This window comes from Dyadobacter sp., assembly GCF_039919315.1.
Classification (GTDB): domain Bacteria; phylum Bacteroidota; class Bacteroidia; order Cytophagales; family Spirosomataceae; genus Dyadobacter.
This window is the reverse complement of the sequence record NZ_JBDSFX010000066.1, coordinates 36,083-56,357: the sequence shown is the minus strand read 5'-3', so window position 1 is coordinate 56,357 and position 20,275 is coordinate 36,083. Positions and strand designations below refer to the sequence as shown.

The following is a 20,275-nucleotide window of genomic DNA, read 5'->3' as shown; positions in this document are numbered from 1 at the left end:
AATTGGGCAGTACCACCAGCACGCCAATGATCTGGTCACGATGTTCCCTGAACAAGGCCGCACATTTTTGCGCATCCTGAAAAGTCTCAACGCCCCCGAGTTTCGTTGCCTCAGTATCCAGCATGATTGCATTGATATTGAGCTTTTTCAACAAATCAATGATCTCAACCCTGGCCTCAGCCACCAGCCTGTCGGGAAAAAAGTCCCTGTTACCTATGATTACACCGATACTTCCTTGTTCACGCATGTTTTTCTTTTTTGGCCCAGGGCTGAAGCCCAGGGTTGGTGTGTACCCGGACTGGGTCCGGGGTGGTGGCCGCAAGCCCAAGACTTAAGTCTTGGGTTCTCCGGTTCATTCTGCGATGATGAGTTCGATTTCGTTGTCTTGGAAAAGCTGCTTGTGTTTTTCTTCGATTCCTGCGTCGGTGATGATATAGTCGATCAGCGACAGCGCCCCGAGACTTGCAAATGCACTTTTTCCTATTTTTGTCGAATCCGCTACCAGATAAGTCGTATCCGCCGCATCGATCATTGCCTTTTTCACAACCAGGTCACTAATACTCGGATAAGTCAATCCTGATTTCAATGATAATCCGGCCGTCGCGAGGAATAACTTCTGGACATTCAGCCCTTTGAAAAAATCCGCCGCTTTCTGGCCGGTGAGTGATAATGTAGGTGGCTTAAATTCGCCTCCCGTCATGATCACTTCAATTCCCGTTTCAGCTCCCAAAAGCAATGCAATGTTCAGCGCATTGGTGATCACTGTCAGGTGCCGGTTACTGTTTCTCAGCTTTTTAGCGATTTCAGTTGTCGTTGATCCCGAGTCCAGAATGATCGTATCGCCATTTGTAATGTATTCCAGACATTTGGCTGCGATCAACTCTTTTTTGTCCAGATTCTCTTGGTTTCCCAGTGAAAAATTACGGACCTGATCTTCCACATTTTTAAGAAATGCCCCGCCGTGTTCCTTGATCACAAGCCCGTCTTTTTCCAGTTTATCCAGATCCTGACGAATGGTCACTTCGGTCACTTTGAACAGCCTCGCCAGGTCAATCACCTTCGCGGAGCCATCCTCTTTAAGCAATTCCAGTATTTTATCTCTTCTTTGATTTGCCAGCATTATATTATTGTTTTTTGTCCTTTTTTATCTAAAAATAGATTTAAAACAATTAATAACTACCGGTGCCGGAAAAAATAGACACATTCTATTTAAATACGCTCAACAAAAACATTAAAAGCAAATTTAAGAAAGTAAAAGAAAATAAAAAATAATAATTGAAAATAAAACAACGTAATTGTAATATTATTTCTAAAATTCCCACAACTGGTTTTTACGGCTTTCATCGATCCATATTATCATGAAGAATCTTCATTTTGCAACATCACTTTGTCTGGTCCTAACTACCTCAGGCGCAATATTTTCGCAAACTCTACCCCCGGCCTCCGCTACCGAGGACTGGTCAGTCAAACCTCCGCTGGTTACCCCTGCAGAAAACTACGCGCAGCCTTCTTCGGATGCGATTGTGCTTTATAATGGAGCGCAGGATCTAGGTAAATGGGAGCATTTAGATGGTTCCAATGTAAAATGGCAGACGACCGGTAACGAAATCACCATTGTTCCGAAAACAACGGACATTCGCACGAAGCAAAAATTCGGAAATGTACAGCTTCACATCGAGTGGAAAACGCCCGACCCAAAAGAAGACAAGGATATGAACCGCGGCAACAGCGGGGTACTGTTGATGGGACTTTATGAATTACAGATTTACGAGTCCTATAACTACGACACCCGCATTTATTACAATGGGCAGGCTGGCAGTGTATACAAACAACACGCTCCGCTCGTCAATGCCGCCAGAAAACCACAAACCTGGCAGACTTACGATATTGTGTTCGAAGCCCCTGTTTTCAATGCAGACAAGACACTTAAAACACCTGCATTCATGACTGTATTTCACAACAATATACTTATCCTTAACCACGAAGAACTGAAAGGCCCCATGATATACCAGGGCTATCCCAAGTACGAATACCATGAAGCTAAATTGCCATTGAGATTACAAGAACACAACAGCAGGGTCAGTTTTCGGAATATCTGGGTTCGGGAGCTGTGAAGGAATTTTCGATTTTTAGAATATAATTCCAAAAATTGAAACATTATTCTAAATTTGCACAACACAAACACACACTTGATGGTTATTATTTCCAAAAGGGCGATTAATGAATTTGCAGTAACAGAGCCGAGAGCCACCGATGCACTATTGAATTGGTATCGCCACTCAAAGGCAGCCGATTGGTCAAATTTCGCTGACATCAAAAGGACATTCAATTCCGTGGACTCCGTGGGTAATGAACGCTATGTTTTTAATATCAAGGGCAACGACTACCGACTGATTGCAAAGATTCATTTTGATGTCCGGACTGTCTACATTTTGTTTATCGGCACTCATTTGGAATATGACAGAATCGAAGCTTCGACTATTCAACATAAGAGCTAAATTATGAAGACTGAAAAAATCACTTTCGTGAGTGAAAAAGAATATGTGAACGCGATGGGGGAAATACGCACTTTAATGGACAAAGGTGAAGGTAATCTTTCTGCAAGTGAAGTCAGTAAATTGAGAAACATGGCGGTGGCTGCGGAAGAGTTTGAAGATTTTCACTATCCGCTTCCGAAACCCAAAACCATTTCTGAAATGGTTGAATTGAAGCGCTTTCAGCTTAAATTAACGCAGGCGGCGCTGGCTGACATGCTCGGACTGGGAAAACCAAAGCTCTCCCAGATCCTCAGTGGTAAACGTGATCCCGATGTTCCGTTTCTGAAAGCGGTCTATAAAAAGTTGGGCATTGACCCGGCCTTTCTACTGGATAATGCCTGATTTACCTCGCCAGCGGCAGCCATACTGACATATCCGTATGGCCACGATTGCCCCAGGCATAGCAAGGAACCAGCTTCACCTGAATGGTTTCCGGCGCCTGCGTAGACACCTCGCGGTAAAGTTTCTTGGTCCAGTCTGAATGGTTAACGACCAATGCATCGCCCTGCAAACCTGTAATCGGACTATTTTCAATCATTAACTGAACTGGTTTCAGATTATTCTTGGCGGAAATAGCAATGTCAAAAATCGTTTTACCCTTTGGGAGATCGAGCGATTCGAGGCAATAAACGATTGGTCCGCGCTTCACGGCTATCTGATTGCGGGTTTCTTCCACCAATGGATTAGACTCGATCAGCTTAACGGGCATCGGAAGCATCAACTCAATTTTATCACCTGCTTTCCAATTTCTCTTGATCTCAGCGTAGGTTCCGGGCGTAAAGTGAAGCGGCTGATGCGTTCCGTTAATAGTCAGGCTAGCATTGCTACACCAGCCAGGAATACGGAAAAAGGCCGAAAACGACTCTGCTGGCGCTTCCTCAATTTTGATACTTATTTTACCATTCCACGGATAGTCGGTGGTTTGTGTCAATTTAAGCGCGCCACTTTTAAGCTTAGTATGAAGGTGATTACCTCCGTAAAGGTTAAAAAAAACGCCTTTTTCGGACAAACTATAAGCATACTGGCTCACCTCCGACACAGTACGCACCACATTAGGCGGGCAGCAGTTGGACTTTGAAATGTAACTCTGCCGGTCTTTGGACCACCGCTGCTCAAAGGGAACAGCATCAGAATAACTTAATGGGTTGGTATACAAAAACTTATCTCCTTTCAAATTGATCCCGGACAGAATACTGTTGTATAATGCAAGCTCAACAATGTCGGCATACTTAGCATCAGCCGTGATCTGCAGCATGCGCCAGTTCCAGAGCACATTACCAATGTTGGCACAAGTTTCATTATGCGCTGTGTAATTTGGCAACTGATAATCGCGCCCATACGCCTGGTGGATTTTCTGCACTTCATCCGGCTTGTAAGAAGTACCATCGGGTGAAACACCGTCGTATAGTGAGCCGCAACCGCCCGTCACGTACATTTTGTGTTGGGTAACATCGTCCCACATCACATTCAGCTGACCCATCAAAGCCGTGTCGCCCGTTTCGGCGTACACGTCCGCAACGCCCGCATACAGGTAATTAGCGCGGACGGCGTGGCCCATTACTTTGGTTTGCCGTAAAAATGGAATCCGATCCTGATTATCGTCCGTACCTTCCGTGGCGCCTTTGATCGCCACCAAATGCTTCACCAAAGTCAGATATTTTTGGTCGCGAGTCGTACGGTACAACTCGGATAACCCCATGTAATGTGACGGACATATCGCATTGCGCGACTGCTCGGGCGTGGCTTTGTTGTAAAAAACGATCAAAAAATCAGCTGCTTTTTTAGCAACTTCAAGCAATGTAGTTTTGCCGGTGGCGCGATAATGGACGCAGGCAGCAGTCATTAAGTGACCAAAATTGTAAGCTTCAAAGCTCAGCCGGTCATCGAACATTTTAGACTCACCTTTCTGCTTTTGCTCGATGATCGCTTTGGTATAAATATATCCATCCTCACGCTGCGCCTTGGCCATCACAGCAATGGCCTTGTCCATGAGGTCATCCAAGTTTTTATCCTTGGTAGCCGCATACATGGCTGCTACGGCTTCAAATGTCTTGTAGAAATCGCCATCATGGAATGAAGGTCCTTTGAATTTGCCCTCTTCGAGACCGGCAGCTATTTCGAAATTCCGGAACGAATGACTGATTTCAGGGTCGGTGTAAGTTTTCCAAAGCTGTGGTACCATCGTTTCGCGGCATACCTTAAATCTGTCGGCCCAGAACCCCTGCGTCCATTGCACAGCGTCCATATCCGGGCTGCTTAATTTCGCAAAAGCGCTTTGTGAAGTGTTCACCAATGCATTTTTCTGAGCCTGAACATATACTGCTGTCAAATAGAACAGTGCTAACGCTAAGGCAATTTTGCTTTTTTTCATATTTCGAATTAATTGAAAAAGACTTGCCAAGTCTACAAGACTTGGTAAGTCTCTACAGTCTCTAAAACGGCTTGCTAGTAACATAGTTAATATTAAAGACAGCTTCCTTATCCTGTCTTCCTGCATCCGGCAAGTCGTACATTTGATCCGTCGGCGTATCCGCATTTGGAAAACGGCGCGTATCTCCCGTCCTGAATGCAATGCGACTCACCGATTCCAAAGGAGCAAAAAGCACATTGTTACCCATATTTTTACCATTTACCGAAATACTGTAAAGCCTCGTTTCGGTATTCAGCTGCACTTTAATGTCATACTTTTCGCCAGATTTATATTCCAAAAGAGTCTTGTTCCTATAGCCCGCTTTGGTCCTGAAAATTCCCGTCGAATCAAATGATAACCGGATGCCCGGCATACCCTTTGCATCCTGAAATTCAATGTCGAGCAGGCCGTGATCATTTTGCTGTGGAATAATAGAAAATTCAGCAATCAGTTTTTTGGTCGACGGGATCACGCGCTCGGCCTTAGCATAATCGAATGGATCAGCATCCTGCAAAACAAGGATTTTTGATCCGGCAGAGCCTTTTCTAACCTGCACCTGCGCCCACAACGGGCTGTAAATGTTCCACTCATTCAACTCTTTACCATCCGGCAAAGCATTAAAATCGTCAGTCGCATGCTTTTCAGCTTTCTCCTTCAATGGTACCGGAACCGACGAAATCCAGATATCCTCCTTATTCATACTGTAAGCAACCCAAAGCTTGCCGTCAGGCGGCGCACCGTCTCCTTCTGAGATCCCGCGAACATATTGCGGCCCGTAAGATTTGTAGTTGCCACCGTAACGCATGGCAGTTATTTCACCATTGACCAGCAGCAGATTTTTATAATTCAAGCCATCATCACTGACAGAAATAGCCAAAGGCCAACGAAATTCTGAGGGATTGTAAACCGTAGCATACTTTCCATCAGAAATGCGCTGACCCCAGATTTTAGCATTACTATTCACGAATCCTGGCGCCCTTTTAGGAGAATAAAGCCACGATTTCCCTTCGTTTTTACTGATACTGGTCAATGCATTTTTCCAAAGCCCTACTACCCTGCCGTCAGGCAAATGATAGTAGATGAGCGCTTTATATTCACCTTTCAAAGAAATCAACGGATCATTGCGATCGGCTTCTTCCACCCATTGCTGGGTTACCAGCCGGTTACCGAGCAACTCTTCACAGGCCTGCACAAAACCTTTGTCGGGACTCGTCGTATACATCGGGTAATCCGATTTTTGAGTCCAGGAAGTGTTATGCCTAATGAAATAAATCGGACCGAAACTGCCGTCTTTTAGCACTTCGCGAACCACCCGGCCGATTCCGTTGCCGTCATTCGGGTCATCCTTCGCATCTAGTACGATTCCATAAAATCCGAGCGTCAGTAACCTGTTGTTTTTGGAAACAAAAAAGCCCATGCGCTGATGCATCACCGCATAAAGGTCTTTCGCCACGCCGGGATGATCCTTTTTGACAGTACCATCAGGAATTTTATAAGGCGGAAAAATTACCACTGGCTTCGACCATTTAGTACCGTCTTTGGACTTCTGTAACAAAGTTTGCCCCGGCGGAATGTGCTCTCCGACGGGGTTACTCAAATAATTCAAATAAAAACTGCCATTCCAATAGGCCAGCATCGGTGCATGGTTGTAAGTCCAAGACAAAACCGTATCCGGGTCATTTCGCCGCGCACGCATCGTCTGGTAAGAATGCGCACCGATCGCCGGACTCAGCTGGCCGTGATGGTAATCCACATTCACCAATGTATTTCCAGTATAGCGAATCGTGTCCTGCGCAATTGAAATTGGCGAGTCCAATACGCTCGAAATGAGTGCTATACCTGCAATAATTTTATTCTTGTTCATTAATTTTAGTACCCGTTATTCTGGGTAATTTTGGCGTTTTGATCTCTGACAATGTTAGGTATTGGTAAAATCAGCTTGTCCTGCGTCACACTTTTACCTTTTTGTGTCAAAACCGGCAATGCTCTGTTGGTGCGCTTCAAATCGAACCAGCGCTGAAATTCAAATGCAAGTTCCACACGGCGCTCATGTTCCAATGCCAGATCTACTGTCGAATACTTGGCCGGATAACCCGTCTCCCCATAAAAAGGCAGATTGGAACGCTTCCGGACTTGATTCAGGTAAGACACGTCACCCGTAGCCTCGGTTAGCAGTAGAAGCAGGTCAGCGTAGCGCAATACTATAAAATTGTTGTTGGAAGCAATGCTCTGGTTAATGAGCGGGGCCGTTTTATCGGTCCATTTTTTTGGAAATCTGGCCGCCGTGAAATTTCCTTTCGCATCCGTGAATCCTGTATCAATGGACGCTTCTTTGCGGGTATCACCCTTTTCATATTCATTCCAGAGATCATCCACAACCTGGTTCATACCCGCGCCATAGAAGCCCAATGCATTGGAATTAGGGAAAAATTCGAGGTAATAATTGCTGTACGGATTGGTAGCAGCGCCACCGAGATACTGGATTTCGAAAATAGATTCTTTCGTGTTTTTGTTTTTAACATCCCACAACGAAGCATAAGAAGGCAACAGTTCATACTTTTTGCTGTCATAGACTTCTTTAAGCTCTTTGGCAGCATTGGTTTTGTCACCGGAAGTAAGGTAAACTTTACCAAGCAATGTCTGCGCTGCACCTTTTGTAGCCCTACCCGCAATGGCGGACGTGGCCGCAAGCTTGGTTTTTGCCTCCGCCAGATCTTTGATAATCTGCGTGTAAATCTCGGTAGACGGCGCGCGTAGAATATTGTAGCTCTCAGCCGCAGTCACAGGAGCCGTCACCAGCGGCACATCACCCCATATCCGCACCATATTAAAGTAATACAGCGACCTCAGAAACAACATTTCGCCTTCCACCTGAGACTTGTAGGTTGCATCCAAATCAGCAGTTTCGATCTTACTGAGAATGATATTAATGTTGTACAATGACTTATAGAAATCCTGCCAAAACTGATAAACCATGGTATTGGCCGGAGCCAACGAGTAGTCCCGAAACTGCCATTTGTCAGCCTGGTTACCCGAGATATTGAAGATCGTAACATTGTCCGACATCAGTTCACCAGCGTAGGAAACCGGCCCCTGCGGATGATACACCGTATAAAGTGTATTATAGGCAGCATTCGTCGCCAGATCGAAATCTGTTTTGGTTTTGTAAAAATTATCAGCATTCGGGTTCGATACCGGCGCCAGTTCGAGAAAAGATTCTTTACATCCCCACGAAACAGCCACAAAACTGATCATGGCCAGGAATTGTATGAGCTTTTTCATTTTTATCTTTATTTTTTTGTTTAAAAATCTGCCTTGATGCCTACTGTAATCACCCTTGGTAATGGATAAGAGCCATAATCCACACCCTGGAAAGCGCCAGGTACCGGGGCATTGCCACTGCTGTAGTTACCCGCAGTTTCCATGCTGCTGCTGTAAGAAGTGGTTCCGTAAGTGGTGTTTTCAGGATCATAGCCGGTGTACTTGCTGAACAAATGCACATTCTCGGCATTGACATAAATCCTCGCGCTGCTTACTTTCAATTTATTGGTCCATTTGGCAGGTAAGCCGTAGGATACCCGTACATTTCTTAACCGAATGTATGATGCGTCCTCGACCCAGTAAGAAGAAAATTGCTTCTGAAGGCCCAGATAATTAACCGTTGGTTTGAAATGTTTGCCGTCACCAGGCTCGCTTTCTGAGCGCCAGTAATTGTACATACTCGCGAAAAAATTCCGGCCATTGTCCCAGGTACCGAGGTAACGGACATTGTTATTGGCAATTTCTCCTCCAAATGATCCCTGGAACAAAAACGAAAGCTCAAAACCTTTGTAACCCACTGTATTAGTGATACCAGCGATAAAATCCGGCTGATAATTACCCAGGGCCGTACGGTCCGCATCAGAGATTTTCCCGTCACCATTCACATCGCGCACTTTCGGATCGCCCGGTGTCGTACTCGCGTGGTGCGGGTAAGCGTCGATTTCAGACTGATTATTAAACACGCCGTCGAAAACATATCCATAGAAATTGGAAACCGGCTGGCCTACTTCCGTCCGTACCGTCACCACATTGTCTACATATTGAATGGGCGCGTTTCCTGCACCTAGTTGCAGCACCTTATTGCGGTTGTGGGATATATTAAAATCAGTAGTCCAGGTGAAGTCACCCGTTAAATTTTTGCTCGAAATGTTTAGCTCAACACCTCTGTTACGCATTTTTCCAATGTTGGTCAATTGGGAAGAGAAACCCGTAATGTCCGGGATCGGAACGAACAAAAGCATGTCGCGGGTGATGGAATTGTAGTATTCTGCAGACACATTCAAACGATTATTGAACATGCCCAGATCGACGCCAATGTTAAACTGATCCGTCTTTTCCCACTTTAACCCCGAGTTAGCAAGGCCACTGACCTTCAATCCATTGGCGAGATTGGTTCCGTTAACGTAAGGTGCTGCACCCAGCAGACTGATGGAGCCGTAATTAGGGATCTGGTTATTACCCGTGACACCATAGCTCGCTCTCAATTTGAGGTTGTTGACCGCCGGCAGCGCGGACATAAATGCCTCGTCCGAAATCAGCCAGCCCGCCGATACGGAGGGGAAATACCCCCATTTATTGTCTTCTCCAAACCGCGACATACCGTCACGACGAATGGCGCCGGTTAAGAAATATTTGTTTTTGAAATTATACTGAACACGAGCAAGATACGAAAGCAGCGACCATTCACTAGCCGTGGTATTTCCGGCGGTCACCGTTCCTGCATTCAATGTATGCACCAGATCGTTCGGGAAATTATTGGCGGCCACGTACATGGTTTCATCCCGCTGCTTCTGAATGGTGTAACCCAAAAGTCCGGTCAAAGCATGCGCTCCAAACTTTTTGTCGTAAGTTAATGTGTTTTCACTTAGCCAGTTCAGCATGTAGCTGTCGCCAGAATTCCCTTGCGCCGCGAGTACTGCCGAGTAGCCGTAACCCTGTTTATCATTCCAATAAAAAGAATTGCGCATGTTGTAAAGGTTGCCACTGATACTGGTACGAAACCGCAGATTATCAATCACTTCATATTCGAGAAACCCTGTTGCCAATGTGTTGAAAGACTTCCTTCCTTTATCCACTTCCCGCGTCAGCGAGTAAGGATGCCAAAGGTTCATATCCGCAAAAGAGGTAAACCTGAACCAGGTAGAATTCGGATCACGGTAGCCCAGATTGCCATTTTCGTTGTAAACCGGGAAATGAGGATTGCTTTGTAAACCCAGGCTGATCACATCACTTTTGCCTTGCGTACCTTCCGTGCGGTCAAAAATGGAGGTAAGCCCGAGGTTCAGCCCTACCGTCATTTTGCTGTTAATGGCCGTTTTCACATTCGAACGCACGGCGAGTCTTTTGTAGTAGTTCCGGTCCAGAACAGCGGTCTGATCCAGGTAAGCGGCAGAGAACATGTATTGGGTTTTTTCAGTACCGCCGGAAACTGAGAGCTGAGCCGTCACCGATGGCGCGGTTCTGAACATCACTTTCTGCCAGTCAGTACCTTTTCCAAACTGTTGCGGATTATTGACAAAATCCTCAGGGATTTTCAATGTAGCAGGTCGTGCGCTATTCGGGTCGCTTGCATTGCCTCCCTGCGCCGTCCATGCATTGTTCTTGGCATCCACATAAGTTTCAATAAACTGCTGCGCATCCATCATTTTGACACGCCGCACCACTTTCTGGCTTCCATATTCTACATTGGCGCTGACATTCACCTTACCCGGCTTGCCCATTTTAGTAGTGACCAAAATGACCCCGCTCGATCCTCTGGAACCGTAAATTGCAGCCGAAGAAGCATCTTTTAGTACTTCAACCGATTCAATGTCCTGCGGATTAATAAGATTCAGGTTAAAATTTTCCAACGGCACACCATCCACTACGATCAGTGGATTAGTACCGGCCGTAATGGAGCTTACACCCCTTATTTTGATCACTGGCGAAGCGCCCGGCGCACCCTGGGATTGCGAAATATTGACACCAGGCAAAGTCCCGGCCAGCGACTGCGTCACATTGCTGAATGAGCGGTCTTTAAATTTATCGTAATTGATAGAAATCACAGCCCCGGTGACCGCACGCTTGCTTTGCGTTCCATAACCGACTACTACCACCTCTTCCAACGACTTGTTTTCAGGTGAAAGCCGAACCGAAAAGTCAGTTCTGGCACCTACGGTTTCTTCCATCGATTTGTAACCTACAAAACTGAAAACCAGCACAGTAGCCTGGTCTGGCACATCGATTTGAAAACCTCCCTCTGCGTTAGTGGTTGTTCCGCGTTGTGTGCCTTTGATCACGACGCTTACACCCGGCAGGGGATCCGCATCGCTTACGCCCGTTACCCTGCCTTTGACCGTCAGGGTCTGTGCATGGACCACCGGTGCTACCAGTATCAATGCCAGGATGATAGGTAAGAATTGTTTCATAATGAGTTAAACCGATTTGGGTTGATGCTGAAATTTTCTTTTACTTTCTATTTTATTCTATTTTTTACGAAAAGTATAAATATTTAAACAGATAAAAAACATTAAAGCAATAAATATGTCTTATTTCCATAAAAAATTGTTAAATTCTATCTTACACATCCATTCAGTCAGTGTAAAGTAAAATTTAACAATAGGTATACAGCAGAAAAGATTGGTATACGCAATAAATAGAAGAGTTTTAGAAAGAATAGAGGAGGAATAATTTCAAAAGAGAGAAATTAAGAGATATATTGACACACTTAAATGGCCTGCACGTAATACCAGCTATCATTTTCAAAAACAAATGTCGACTTTTCGTGGTGAACCTGCTTTTTGCCTTGTCGGTCGGTGTAGTAAGCTCTGAATTCTACGATAAATGTATCAGCGTGAAGCACTTCCAGCTTTTGCCAATTGTTCGTTCTGGCCCATTGTTCAATGTCTTTTTTGAAAAGGCCCGCTCTCTGAGAACTGTGCGTCGTATCAAAAAGGTAGTCCACCGCGACCATCACATAGGCGCTATACCGCGACCGCATCAGTTTCTCCGCCGAAGTCGCCTTCGCTGTACCTTTAATAATAGGGCCACAGCAACGGGAATAGGGCTGGTCGGAACCGCAAAAACAGGTTTTCATTCGTGATGAGTTCTTTACAATTTGACTTCCACAATCCGCAAAGCCAAATAAGGCCTCGCCGGCAAGCGGATGGATTTGTGGTTTTTGTCGAAGATACGGTACTCGGTCGGTTCGGCAGTTTCAAAAATCTCCGGAAGCTTTGTAATCGTCATATTCCAGGTATCGATCAGCTCGACGGTGAATTTGCGATTGGCACGCGGGCCAGCTTTTTTAGGCAAACTGAATGTCCATTCCGGTTTGATTTCCTTGCCAAAATAAACCAGGTAATAGCTGCTATCGGCGGTCGCGGTCTGATGATCCTTCCACGGATCGGCCAGTTCAAGCGGTGCAGGAGCAGCTTCCAGTATTTTTCGTAAAAACCCGATCCTGGCAGGACTACTACCAATCAGTCGTCCGCCTTTTGCCCAGAAAATGGTGTCGCCCGCATTTTTATAAGTTTCCCCGTGCGTCACATACGTACCCGCGATCACGCCGTGCCAAAAAGCCGCTGTCATTTCTTCTCCACTCAAATGCCCCCAGCGCTGAGGCAGGTCGCCCTCGTAACACACTTCATCATAAATCATTGGCCTGAAAAATACATCCCGCAGCAGCGTCGCCCGCCCGAAATCTTCGACAGTTGAACCATTCTGAATACTTACGTGCGTAAATTCGGGTTTCCAGTTGTCATAGTAAACGCTGCCGTTGTGAATGGAACAAAGGTGTTTGTATGGATCGGCCGCCACTACCGCTTTGGTATAAATATCCCAGACATCACGCGGCTTGGTTTTAATGTAATCGAACTCGTTGGCTACTGACCACCACACATTCCGAAACGACGAAAGCCGGGATGTCAGGTACTGAATGTAACGGAGGTCGTTCTCTTTTCCGAGGCTGTCGAACCCCCAGTGCCCTTTGTCGTAGGGATGAAAAATTATGATATCCGCCTCAATACCAAGGTTTTTCAGATCGTCGATGCGCTTTTCGAGATGCTTGAAAAAGTTTGGGTCAAATCTTGACAAATCCCAGGTAAACGTCGTTTTTCCTTTGCTATTTTTCGTTTCACCGGTTTTAACATAGGGATAGAACTCCGGCTCATTTTCGACATTAGCATAATATTTTGGAAAAACACACATCCGAACTTTGTTGAACGGCGCATTTTTCAATGTCTTCAATGTAATTTCTTCCAGCTGCTGCGGTTGGTGCGTCCAGGCATATAATGTAGTTCCAAAAGGATAGTAACGTTTTCCGTCTGCGTATTTAAAATGATAAGTGTCGGCCACCTGAACCGGGCCATGATTGTCTGCCTGAGGTGTAATGCAGGTAAATGAGCCCGTTTTTGCATTGAGCAGCTTATTGTTACTGATCGTTTTGTATTTCCATTGACCTATTTTCTGTGGCATAAAACGGATCTTGAAACTCCCACCGCCATCATAGAACCCATCGACCTTAATTTTCTCAGTGCCCTGCGTGAATTCGGCTGCTAATGTGACCTCAGCGAATGGGTTACCGTTTTGTGGGCCAGCCAATGTGACTTCGAACCGATCCCAGCGTTGCACTTGCTCCTGTGCCAGCGCGCACATTTGAGCGCAAAGAAAAAATACTAAAACCGCTACCGATGATTTCATAAATGATGTTTTTTTAGGGGAGACTTGCCAAGTCTTGAAGACGGGGTCGCCAAGACTTGGTAAGTCGAGTCTATGCTTTCACTACTTCCTGCCAACCAGCATAACCCTTCCGCACATAGGCAGTATCGCCAGCTGGCCTGGTAAATTTCCGTTGATTATCAAGCTCCTTCAAATACGCCAGATCCCTATAAACCCCTGATTTCAAACCAGAAAGATAAGCGGCCCCCAGCGCAGAAACTTCCGGTAATCCCATGGTAACGACTGGCTTACCGAGCAAATCGGCGAGAAATTGTACGACAAATTGATTAGAAGTAAGCCCCCCATCAATTTTCAATTCCTCCAATAAAATCCCTGTATCCGACTGCATCGCGTTGATCACATCCTTGATCTGATAGGGAATCGATTCCAGCGCGGCGCGGACTATGTGGTTTTTATTGCAGTCAAAAGTGAGGCCGGTAATGGAGGCCTTGCGGTTCATATCCCAATGTGGCGCGCCCAATCCACTGAACGCCGGAACCAGGTAAACACCGGCATTATCCTTCACAGACCGGGCCATCTGTTCCGTTTCCTTACTATCCTGAAAAATGCCCAGACTGTTTTTCAGCCATTCAATAGTACCTCCGCAAGTAACAATAACGCCTTCCAGTGCATACTCAACGTGGTTTTCAGTACTCCATCCAATGGTGGTGACCATACCCTGTTGCGACTGCCGTGGCTCATTTCCGATATTCATGAGAATAGAAGAGCCCGTACCCATCGTCGCCTTGGCAATACCCGGCGCAAAGCATCCTTCGCCAAACGCCGCCGCGTGGGAGTCCCCTATCATGGACATTACATGCACATTATCAGCCAGTAAACCATTAAAATCAGTTTCTCCAAAATCACTGGAAGACGCCTGAATGGCAGGAAGCTTCAAACCGGACAGACCTAATTGCTCAATTAATTCCTGATCCCAGGAAAGGGTTTTCAGATTAAAAAACAAAGTCCGTGAGGCATTGGTATGGTCGGTCAGATACGATTTCCCGTTGGTTAATTTGTAAAGCAACCAGGTATCAATGGTCCCGAAAAAAGCTTTTCCGTTCGAAATGGCATCTTTTACTTCTTCTACATTTTGATAAAGCCAGATCACTTTTGTCCCTGAAAAATAAGGATCGATCAGTAAACCTGTCTTCTGCTTAATCTGATTTTCGAGACCTCGTTCCTTTAATTTCTCACAAACCGCCGTTGAACGTTTGCATTGCCATACTACTGCATTATTTAGCGGCTCGCCAGTTTCATCCCAAATCACAAACGTTTCCCGTTGATTGGAAATACCACAAGAACGAATATCCCGCACGTCGCCTCCCTTGTTTTGGAAGTCCGTCAGGCACTTTTTAACTGACGCAAGGACGTTTTCATAAATCCCGAACGGATTTTGCTCTACGTAGCCCCCGTCCAGATAAAGGGTTTGCAAAGGTTCATTACCACGCGCAACCGCCCTGCCATTTTCGTCGAAAATAAGGCTTTTGGTACTGCTGGTACCCTGATCAATGGATAAAACAAAGGAACCTTTCATGATTTAAAAAGACGAAGCAATGGGTGATCGGCAGGTCGCCACATCCAAAAGCAAATAAAAAAGAAAAATAATCGAAATAAAAAGAAAAAATTAAAAACGATCATCGCCAACTCTACTCGAATTTCACATTATTTAAAATCACAATGTCCTTTCGACGCGATTCCGGGGTTACCAGCAACCTGACCAGGGTTCCGTTTTTCAATTCACCTTCCACAATTGTCTGATAAGGTGCGTGCAGTTTGAAATCAACATTCCATTCTTTTGGCCAGGCCGGAAAAAGGTAAATGCTGTCTGTGACGGTCTGTATGAGCATTTCCTGCAAGCCGATCATACCCGATCCACCCCAGTTATGATCCGGTACCCAGTCATGCCCCGGCCCCCAAAATGCCGGAAACCTTCGACCCGAATCTTGTAATTTTTTAATGGTCAAGGCCGCAGCTTCTTCGGTAAGGCCTAATCTTGCGCAAAAAATATTGTCCTGATGCCAGCTGGTATAGTTCCGGTTTTTGATCGCCTCCGTATCGTACTTCCAGGTATTGACCGCTACATCCAGGTCGGGCTGACCGATACCATACATTCCGAAAGGATAAACCGGGTATAATTGCGGGATCTCCGTATTCTGAATTCTCTCCCAGGCTTGTGCAGGCGCGATCGTTTTATGACCCTGCATTTCCCTAAAACTAAACGGTGGAATGCGTTTCCGTTGCGCAATCCATTTAACACGTTTGACTTCCTTGATATTTTGAGACGGCAGCATGATGAGCCTGTCCAGCACGCTGATCAGACCTGCCACTGTCGTAGTTGAATTATAAGCCATTTTGTAAGTTTCAGCCGCAGATCCTGGAAATAATACCAGTTTACCATGCTGGTCCAATGTTTTTGCGCTGCGCTTTCCGGCCAGGTATTGATAATGTTCGTCAAAAAAATCAACGCAACTTTCAATGAGCGGCAAATAGCGACTGATATCTCCTCCGGTAAACCGATGTTTTTCCAGAATCATAAAACAAAATTCAAGCGAGGTATCCCAGAGATATTCCAGCCACGGGTTGAATTCCAGCCCGGGATCAAAATCAGCCGGTCTTTTGGAGCCATACTCCGCATAATTAGGCAGACCGAAAAACTCCATCTGCTCGGTAAATGACGCCCCACCGTGCCCCCAGTAATGTTTTGTCCGAATTTCAGCATTGCCTAATGCTTTTTGATAAAATTCAAATTGTGGTTTCATCCACTCAAAATCACCGCTTTTCAGCATAGGCCCGTAAACCAGCCGTTGGTTTTGCGCCGTGAAAGTCCCGCCACCCCAGTTACGATGATCCGGGCTGAATTTGTAAGACGAGTCTACAAAAACAGGATCATAGGTAAACAAACCGCCATTAAACTTTGTGGGTAAAGTTCCAAAAGCATTGCAGCCCAGCATGTAGCGAAAAAGTTGGTAGTTGCGCCCCACCTGCCACACCGCCGAATTACTGTCTGGCATGGTAGCATTCAGGGCAATGTGGCTTTTCTCCCAGTATTGTTTCCACCAGTCCAATGTTTTTTGCCTGGCTTCATTACCAGCTATTTGTGATTCGCTTTGAATTTTTTCAAGCCCTTTTTTCCACTGATCAATGTCCTCAGTCTGGTCAATGTGCAGATATACATTCAGCCTGTGATCGCGGGAAGCTTTTTTACTTTTGAGCTTAAATGACTGAAAATCAATACTCGCATATTTTTCAAAAGCCTGGGTGTTTGACTCAACAGGAACCATATTAGCTCCTGCCATTAATCCGCCATAAGTCAACCCTTTCAACGGATTCCATAAGTGTTCCTTGACGACATCCAGTTTCTGCTGACTAACGACCTTGTCAAAAATCGTTGCATCGCGGTTGCGGTGATAGAACAGCACTCCATTTTTGGTGGCTTGAATACTGTCTTTAAATACTATAGCTTTCTCTTTTACCCATTTAAACGAGCTGGAATTCTTTTCCAGCCCCTTCAATTCCCGGTCCTGCGTCCGCCAGCTTTCATAGGCTGCCACCATTTGAACCTTCGTGCTACTGTTCACATCTACCTGGACCACTGGGCGAAACACATCCACCCAGATCTTTACATTCGCTTGCAGCGTTCCTTTTTTGCCGATAATCTGCACATATCCTTCTTTCAATTTCAATTCTTGCTCAAATGTCGAGCCCGCGTCGAATGGATTGGGGTAAAGCTTGATACGCACCCTACCGAGCTTGGGAAACACATTGTTTTCGTCAAAAGCGCCGCTTCTTGACATATAAAAAAGGATATCACCCTTTTCAACCCATACATTCAGACCAATATCCCCACCGCCACAGGGCATCGACTCACCGGAATGAGCGCTTTGGCTTTTCCATTTCAGATTGTATATCTCCGGTGAAAATACCTGTCCGATCACTTGACCCGCAGAAAAAATGATTAAGCAAAAAAACAGAAATCGAAACATTGGAGGGTCTGACATTGATTGATTCAAACGGATTATGCGATTTAAAGGCAAAGCATATTTGAGATGATGTGGCGGTTTACTATTTTTAGTTTTATTGACATTATTAACCGAAGATGTCACTTTTCCAATCGAACAAAGATTTAAATATGAAAAAGGTAACGGGTCTTGGCGGCGTATTTTTTAAGTGCGACAATCCGCAAAGTATGAACGAATGGTACGCCAAAAATCTCGGACTAGCTACCAGCGATTACGGGACAACCTTTGAGTGGCGGCAGGCCGAAGATCCGTCGAAAACAGGATCCACAACCTGGTGCACGTTTCCACAGGGCACCGAAAACTTCAATCCGTCGACCCAATCATTTATGATTAATTACCGGGTAGAAAATCTCGTTGCGCTGGTAGATGAACTAAAAAAGGACAACGTGACCATTGTTGATGAAATTGCTGAATACGAATATGGCAAATTCGTCCATGTGCTCGATCCAGAAGGAAATATCATTGAACTTTGGGAACCAGCGGGAGAATAGAAGATAGCGCACGAGACTTATTCAAATCATTTCCAGCTGGTTATGCCGGCTGGAATATCGATTTCATGTAGGCCGTATTAGCGCCAAAATTCCCTTTCACATCCTGCGGCTTGCTAGCATCCCTTGATCTTTCGATCACCAGCCAACCTTTCCAACCCATTTTATCCAAAGTATTTTTCACTTTTTCCATATCCAGCCGGGTGTTATTTTCAAGCCATACGCCGTCTTTATCCGTACAGTGAATCTGGCAAATCCGGTCCTTACCCAGGATTTCGAGTTCCTCGCAAACATTTCTTCCCGCTTCCAGCGCATTGGAAAAGTTAAAATAGATCTGAATTGATTTTGAACCGACCTCTTTCAGCAATTTCACCTCTTCGGCAGCGTCGAGAGCCGTTTCAATTCCAATGATGACGCCCGCTTTTTCGGCCAGAGGCGCGATCAGTTTCAGCCGTTCTAGGATCAATGGCCTCAGTTCCGGGTTTTTAACCAGGTCACCCTGCACGCCTAGCGGAAGGAATGCCACTTTCACATTGAGCTGCTGCATGGTACTAATGCAGTCCGAAACCATTTTTTTTACCCCATCTCTTTTAGCAAATGACTGCGCATAAAAGCCAGTCATGGCCAAGGAGCATATTTCGAGATTGAGTTCTTTCGACTCTTCAATGTACTGCTTTCTGATCTCCGGATCGGCCAGTTTGTTATCAAAAGTTTCGCGTGTACCCAGTCCACCCATATCCACCTCCAGTCCGTCCGCTCCGATCTCTTTTGCTAAGGGTAATGCGCTCAATTTCTGACGTTTTAAGATCATCAGATCGATGACTGCGATTTTGTAGCGGTTTTTGTTTTTGTTAGTTGAAGTTGCCCAAGCCAAACTTGGCAATATCGATAAGGCCGCTATGTTGCTCATAAATCTGCGGCGGGTGAAGAAAGACTTGTTAAGTCTTGAAGACTTGCCAAGTCTGGGGACCTCCCCTTTTAATTCGGCCATTGCTCGTTCAATATAGGTTTCGATTTCAATTTCGAAGGATCAATCTTCACATACTTAATGCGTTCCCTGCGCCAGGTGTAAACGACATGCACCATTCCATCCGCCGTTTGAATCACGGAAGGGTACGAATACTGGCTAATCGGTGAGTCTTCCAGCACAAGCGCCCCTTCCCAATTTTTACCGTCATTCGAGATCGCCACATTCAGCGGCGTGCGGGGGCCTTTCTTTTCTAACCCCGGCGGTTTGACGTGGTTATACACCAAAAGTTGCCTTCCGTCGCGTAGCGTTACCGCGTCAGTTCCCGAGTTGTTGTTAGGCAGGTTTGAAGCCTGCATTTTCGACCAGGTTTTGCCTTTATCCGTCGACCAGGACTCCATGATCGAACGGTTCTGGCTGCGGCATAAAATCTGCAAATCTCCGTTTCTGTGCAGCAGGAGGCTTGGCTGAATGGCGTTAACCAATTTACCATCATTAATTGGCCCCACTTTCCGCCAGGTTTTCCCAAAATCAGAGGTTACCTCAAAATGCACTTTCCAGCCATCGCCCTCCATGCTCGACGGGCACCACAGCTCCCCATTTGAGAGCAAAACAGGCTTATTTTTAATCGGACCCAAAAATCCCTCTGGTAACGCATGCGGCTTCGACCATGACTTCCCATTGTCTTTGGAAGTAAGCATAAAACCCTTCCATTTCGGCACATTCGGGCCTACTTTATAAAAAAGCAGCAGATCTCCCTTTGGTATCTGGTACAAAACCGGGTTCCAGCAGGCATAGCGCAAAGTATCGTTAACGATACCATTACTTACTTCAACAGGAGCCGTCCATTTACCACTAACCGAGCGACTTACCCAGATTCCGACGTCAGGATTACGTTCCTTGGTACCACCAAACCAAGCGGTTACTAACCCGACAGGCGTCTCAGCAATCGTTGACGCATGACTCTCAGGAAACGGCGCTTGTTCGAAAATAAACTCGTCTGTCAGAATGCCTTCCTTCTTCTGCGCTTTTGAGGTGGTAATGGTCGCCCAGGCGACCAGCAGGACAAATGATAATCTGATGTATTTCATTGGATTTAGGTTTTGTGCCTG

15 protein-coding genes and 1 pseudogene are annotated in these 20,275 nt (G+C 45.7%); 4 read left to right on the top strand and 12 right to left on the bottom strand.

Going from position 1 to position 20,275, the window contains the following annotated elements; genetic code table 11:
- A pseudogene (locus ABIO93_RS18275) lies at nucleotides 1–247 on the bottom strand (fucose isomerase); the annotation flags it as partial.
- A 105-nt stretch (nucleotides 248–352) separates the two neighbouring features.
- Nucleotides 353–1,120, bottom strand: coding sequence for a DeoR/GlpR family DNA-binding transcription regulator (locus ABIO93_RS18270; protein WP_348070213.1), 768 nt, complete (start codon nucleotides 1,118–1,120; stop codon nucleotides 353–355).
- A gap of 238 nt (nucleotides 1,121–1,358) precedes the next feature.
- Between ABIO93_RS18270 and ABIO93_RS18265 the strand changes: the two genes are divergently transcribed.
- The 3 genes from ABIO93_RS18265 to ABIO93_RS18255 all read left to right on the top strand — a co-directional run bounded on the left by ABIO93_RS18265 (nucleotide 1,359) and on the right by ABIO93_RS18255 (nucleotide 2,879).
- A complete protein-coding gene (locus tag ABIO93_RS18265) occupies nucleotides 1,359–2,114 on the top strand; it encodes a DUF1080 domain-containing protein (protein ID WP_348070211.1) in 756 nt (251 codons plus the stop codon).
- A gap of 78 nt (nucleotides 2,115–2,192) precedes the next feature.
- Complete coding sequence (locus ABIO93_RS18260) at nucleotides 2,193–2,498, top strand: type II toxin-antitoxin system HigB family toxin (protein ID WP_348070209.1); 306 nt, start codon at nucleotides 2,193–2,195, stop codon at nucleotides 2,496–2,498.
- Nucleotides 2,499–2,501: 3 nt separating this feature from the next.
- Nucleotides 2,502–2,879 (top strand): helix-turn-helix domain-containing protein, encoded by a 378-nt coding sequence (locus ABIO93_RS18255; RefSeq protein WP_348070207.1) that lies wholly within the window; start codon nucleotides 2,502–2,504, stop codon nucleotides 2,877–2,879.
- A 1-nt stretch (nucleotide 2,880) separates the two neighbouring features.
- Here the strand turns inward: ABIO93_RS18255 and ABIO93_RS18250 are convergent, their stop codons facing one another.
- From ABIO93_RS18250 to ABIO93_RS18215, 8 genes are all read right to left on the bottom strand, one after another.
- Entirely contained in the window at nucleotides 2,881–4,908 is a 2,028-nt protein-coding gene (locus ABIO93_RS18250; protein WP_348070205.1) for a glycoside hydrolase family 127 protein, read from the bottom strand.
- Nucleotides 4,909–4,969: 61 nt separating this feature from the next.
- Entirely contained in the window at nucleotides 4,970–6,811 is a 1,842-nt protein-coding gene (locus ABIO93_RS18245) for a six-hairpin glycosidase (protein ID WP_348070203.1), read from the bottom strand.
- A gap of 5 nt (nucleotides 6,812–6,816) precedes the next feature.
- A complete protein-coding gene (locus ABIO93_RS18240) occupies nucleotides 6,817–8,229 on the bottom strand; it encodes a RagB/SusD family nutrient uptake outer membrane protein (protein WP_348070201.1) in 1,413 nt (470 codons plus the stop codon).
- A 20-nt stretch (nucleotides 8,230–8,249) separates the two neighbouring features.
- The gene (locus ABIO93_RS18235) at nucleotides 8,250–11,396 is read right to left on the bottom strand and encodes a TonB-dependent receptor (protein WP_348070199.1); all 3,147 of its coding nucleotides are present in this window, start codon (nucleotides 11,394–11,396) and stop codon (nucleotides 8,250–8,252) included.
- A gap of 299 nt (nucleotides 11,397–11,695) precedes the next feature.
- The gene (locus ABIO93_RS18230; RefSeq protein WP_348070197.1) at nucleotides 11,696–12,064 is read right to left on the bottom strand and encodes a YchJ family metal-binding protein; all 369 of its coding nucleotides are present in this window, start codon (nucleotides 12,062–12,064) and stop codon (nucleotides 11,696–11,698) included.
- Between the two features lie 14 nt (nucleotides 12,065–12,078).
- Nucleotides 12,079–13,668, bottom strand: a complete 1,590-nt coding sequence (locus ABIO93_RS18225) for a DUF5060 domain-containing protein (protein WP_348070195.1) — start codon at nucleotides 13,666–13,668, stop codon at nucleotides 12,079–12,081.
- 70 nt (nucleotides 13,669–13,738) lie between these two features.
- Complete coding sequence (glpK, locus tag ABIO93_RS18220) at nucleotides 13,739–15,223, bottom strand: glycerol kinase GlpK (protein WP_348070193.1); 1,485 nt, start codon at nucleotides 15,221–15,223, stop codon at nucleotides 13,739–13,741.
- 112 nt (nucleotides 15,224–15,335) lie between these two features.
- Entirely contained in the window at nucleotides 15,336–17,624 is a 2,289-nt protein-coding gene (locus tag ABIO93_RS18215) for a DUF5703 domain-containing protein (RefSeq protein WP_348070191.1), read from the bottom strand.
- A gap of 194 nt (nucleotides 17,625–17,818) precedes the next feature.
- Here ABIO93_RS18215 and ABIO93_RS18210 point away from each other — a divergent pair, with 194 nt between their 5' ends.
- A complete protein-coding gene (locus ABIO93_RS18210; RefSeq protein WP_348070189.1) occupies nucleotides 17,819–18,199 on the top strand; it encodes a VOC family protein in 381 nt (126 codons plus the stop codon).
- A gap of 40 nt (nucleotides 18,200–18,239) precedes the next feature.
- Here the strand turns inward: ABIO93_RS18210 and ABIO93_RS18205 are convergent, their stop codons facing one another.
- Nucleotides 18,240–19,106, bottom strand: coding sequence for a sugar phosphate isomerase/epimerase family protein (locus ABIO93_RS18205; protein ID WP_348070187.1), 867 nt, complete (start codon nucleotides 19,104–19,106; stop codon nucleotides 18,240–18,242).
- A gap of 68 nt (nucleotides 19,107–19,174) precedes the next feature.
- Nucleotides 19,175–20,254 (bottom strand): sialidase family protein, encoded by a 1,080-nt coding sequence (locus tag ABIO93_RS18200; RefSeq protein WP_348070185.1) that lies wholly within the window; start codon nucleotides 20,252–20,254, stop codon nucleotides 19,175–19,177.
- Nucleotides 20,255–20,275: the final 21 nt, after the last annotated feature.

Excerpts from the sequence above, each read along its gene's own strand:
- ABIO93_RS18240 (WP_348070201.1), bottom strand. The coding sequence starts at position 8,229 with ATGAAAAAGCTCATACAATTCCTGGCCATGATCAGTTTTGTGGCTGTT.
- ABIO93_RS18205 (WP_348070187.1), bottom strand. The coding sequence starts at position 19,106 with ATGAGCAACATAGCGGCCTTATCGATATTGCCAAGTTTGGCTTGGGCA.
- glpK (WP_348070193.1), bottom strand. The coding sequence starts at position 15,223 with ATGAAAGGTTCCTTTGTTTTATCCATTGATCAGGGTACCAGCAGTACC.
- ABIO93_RS18230 (WP_348070197.1), bottom strand. The coding sequence starts at position 12,064 with ATGAAAACCTGTTTTTGCGGTTCCGACCAGCCCTATTCCCGTTGCTGT.
- ABIO93_RS18245 (WP_348070203.1), bottom strand. The coding sequence starts at position 6,811 with ATGAACAAGAATAAAATTATTGCAGGTATAGCACTCATTTCGAGCGTA.
- ABIO93_RS18270 (WP_348070213.1), bottom strand. The coding sequence starts at position 1,120 with ATGCTGGCAAATCAAAGAAGAGATAAAATACTGGAATTGCTTAAAGAG.
- ABIO93_RS18210 (WP_348070189.1), top strand. The coding sequence starts at position 17,819 with ATGAAAAAGGTAACGGGTCTTGGCGGCGTATTTTTTAAGTGCGACAAT.
- ABIO93_RS18200 (WP_348070185.1), bottom strand. The coding sequence starts at position 20,254 with ATGAAATACATCAGATTATCATTTGTCCTGCTGGTCGCCTGGGCGACC.
- ABIO93_RS18225 (WP_348070195.1), bottom strand. The coding sequence starts at position 13,668 with ATGAAATCATCGGTAGCGGTTTTAGTATTTTTTCTTTGCGCTCAAATG.
- ABIO93_RS18255 (WP_348070207.1), top strand. The coding sequence starts at position 2,502 with ATGAAGACTGAAAAAATCACTTTCGTGAGTGAAAAAGAATATGTGAAC.
- ABIO93_RS18250 (WP_348070205.1), bottom strand. The coding sequence starts at position 4,908 with ATGAAAAAAAGCAAAATTGCCTTAGCGTTAGCACTGTTCTATTTGACA.
- ABIO93_RS18265 (WP_348070211.1), top strand. The coding sequence starts at position 1,359 with ATGAAGAATCTTCATTTTGCAACATCACTTTGTCTGGTCCTAACTACC.
- ABIO93_RS18235 (WP_348070199.1), bottom strand. The coding sequence starts at position 11,396 with ATGAAACAATTCTTACCTATCATCCTGGCATTGATACTGGTAGCACCG.
- ABIO93_RS18260 (WP_348070209.1), top strand. The coding sequence starts at position 2,193 with ATGGTTATTATTTCCAAAAGGGCGATTAATGAATTTGCAGTAACAGAG.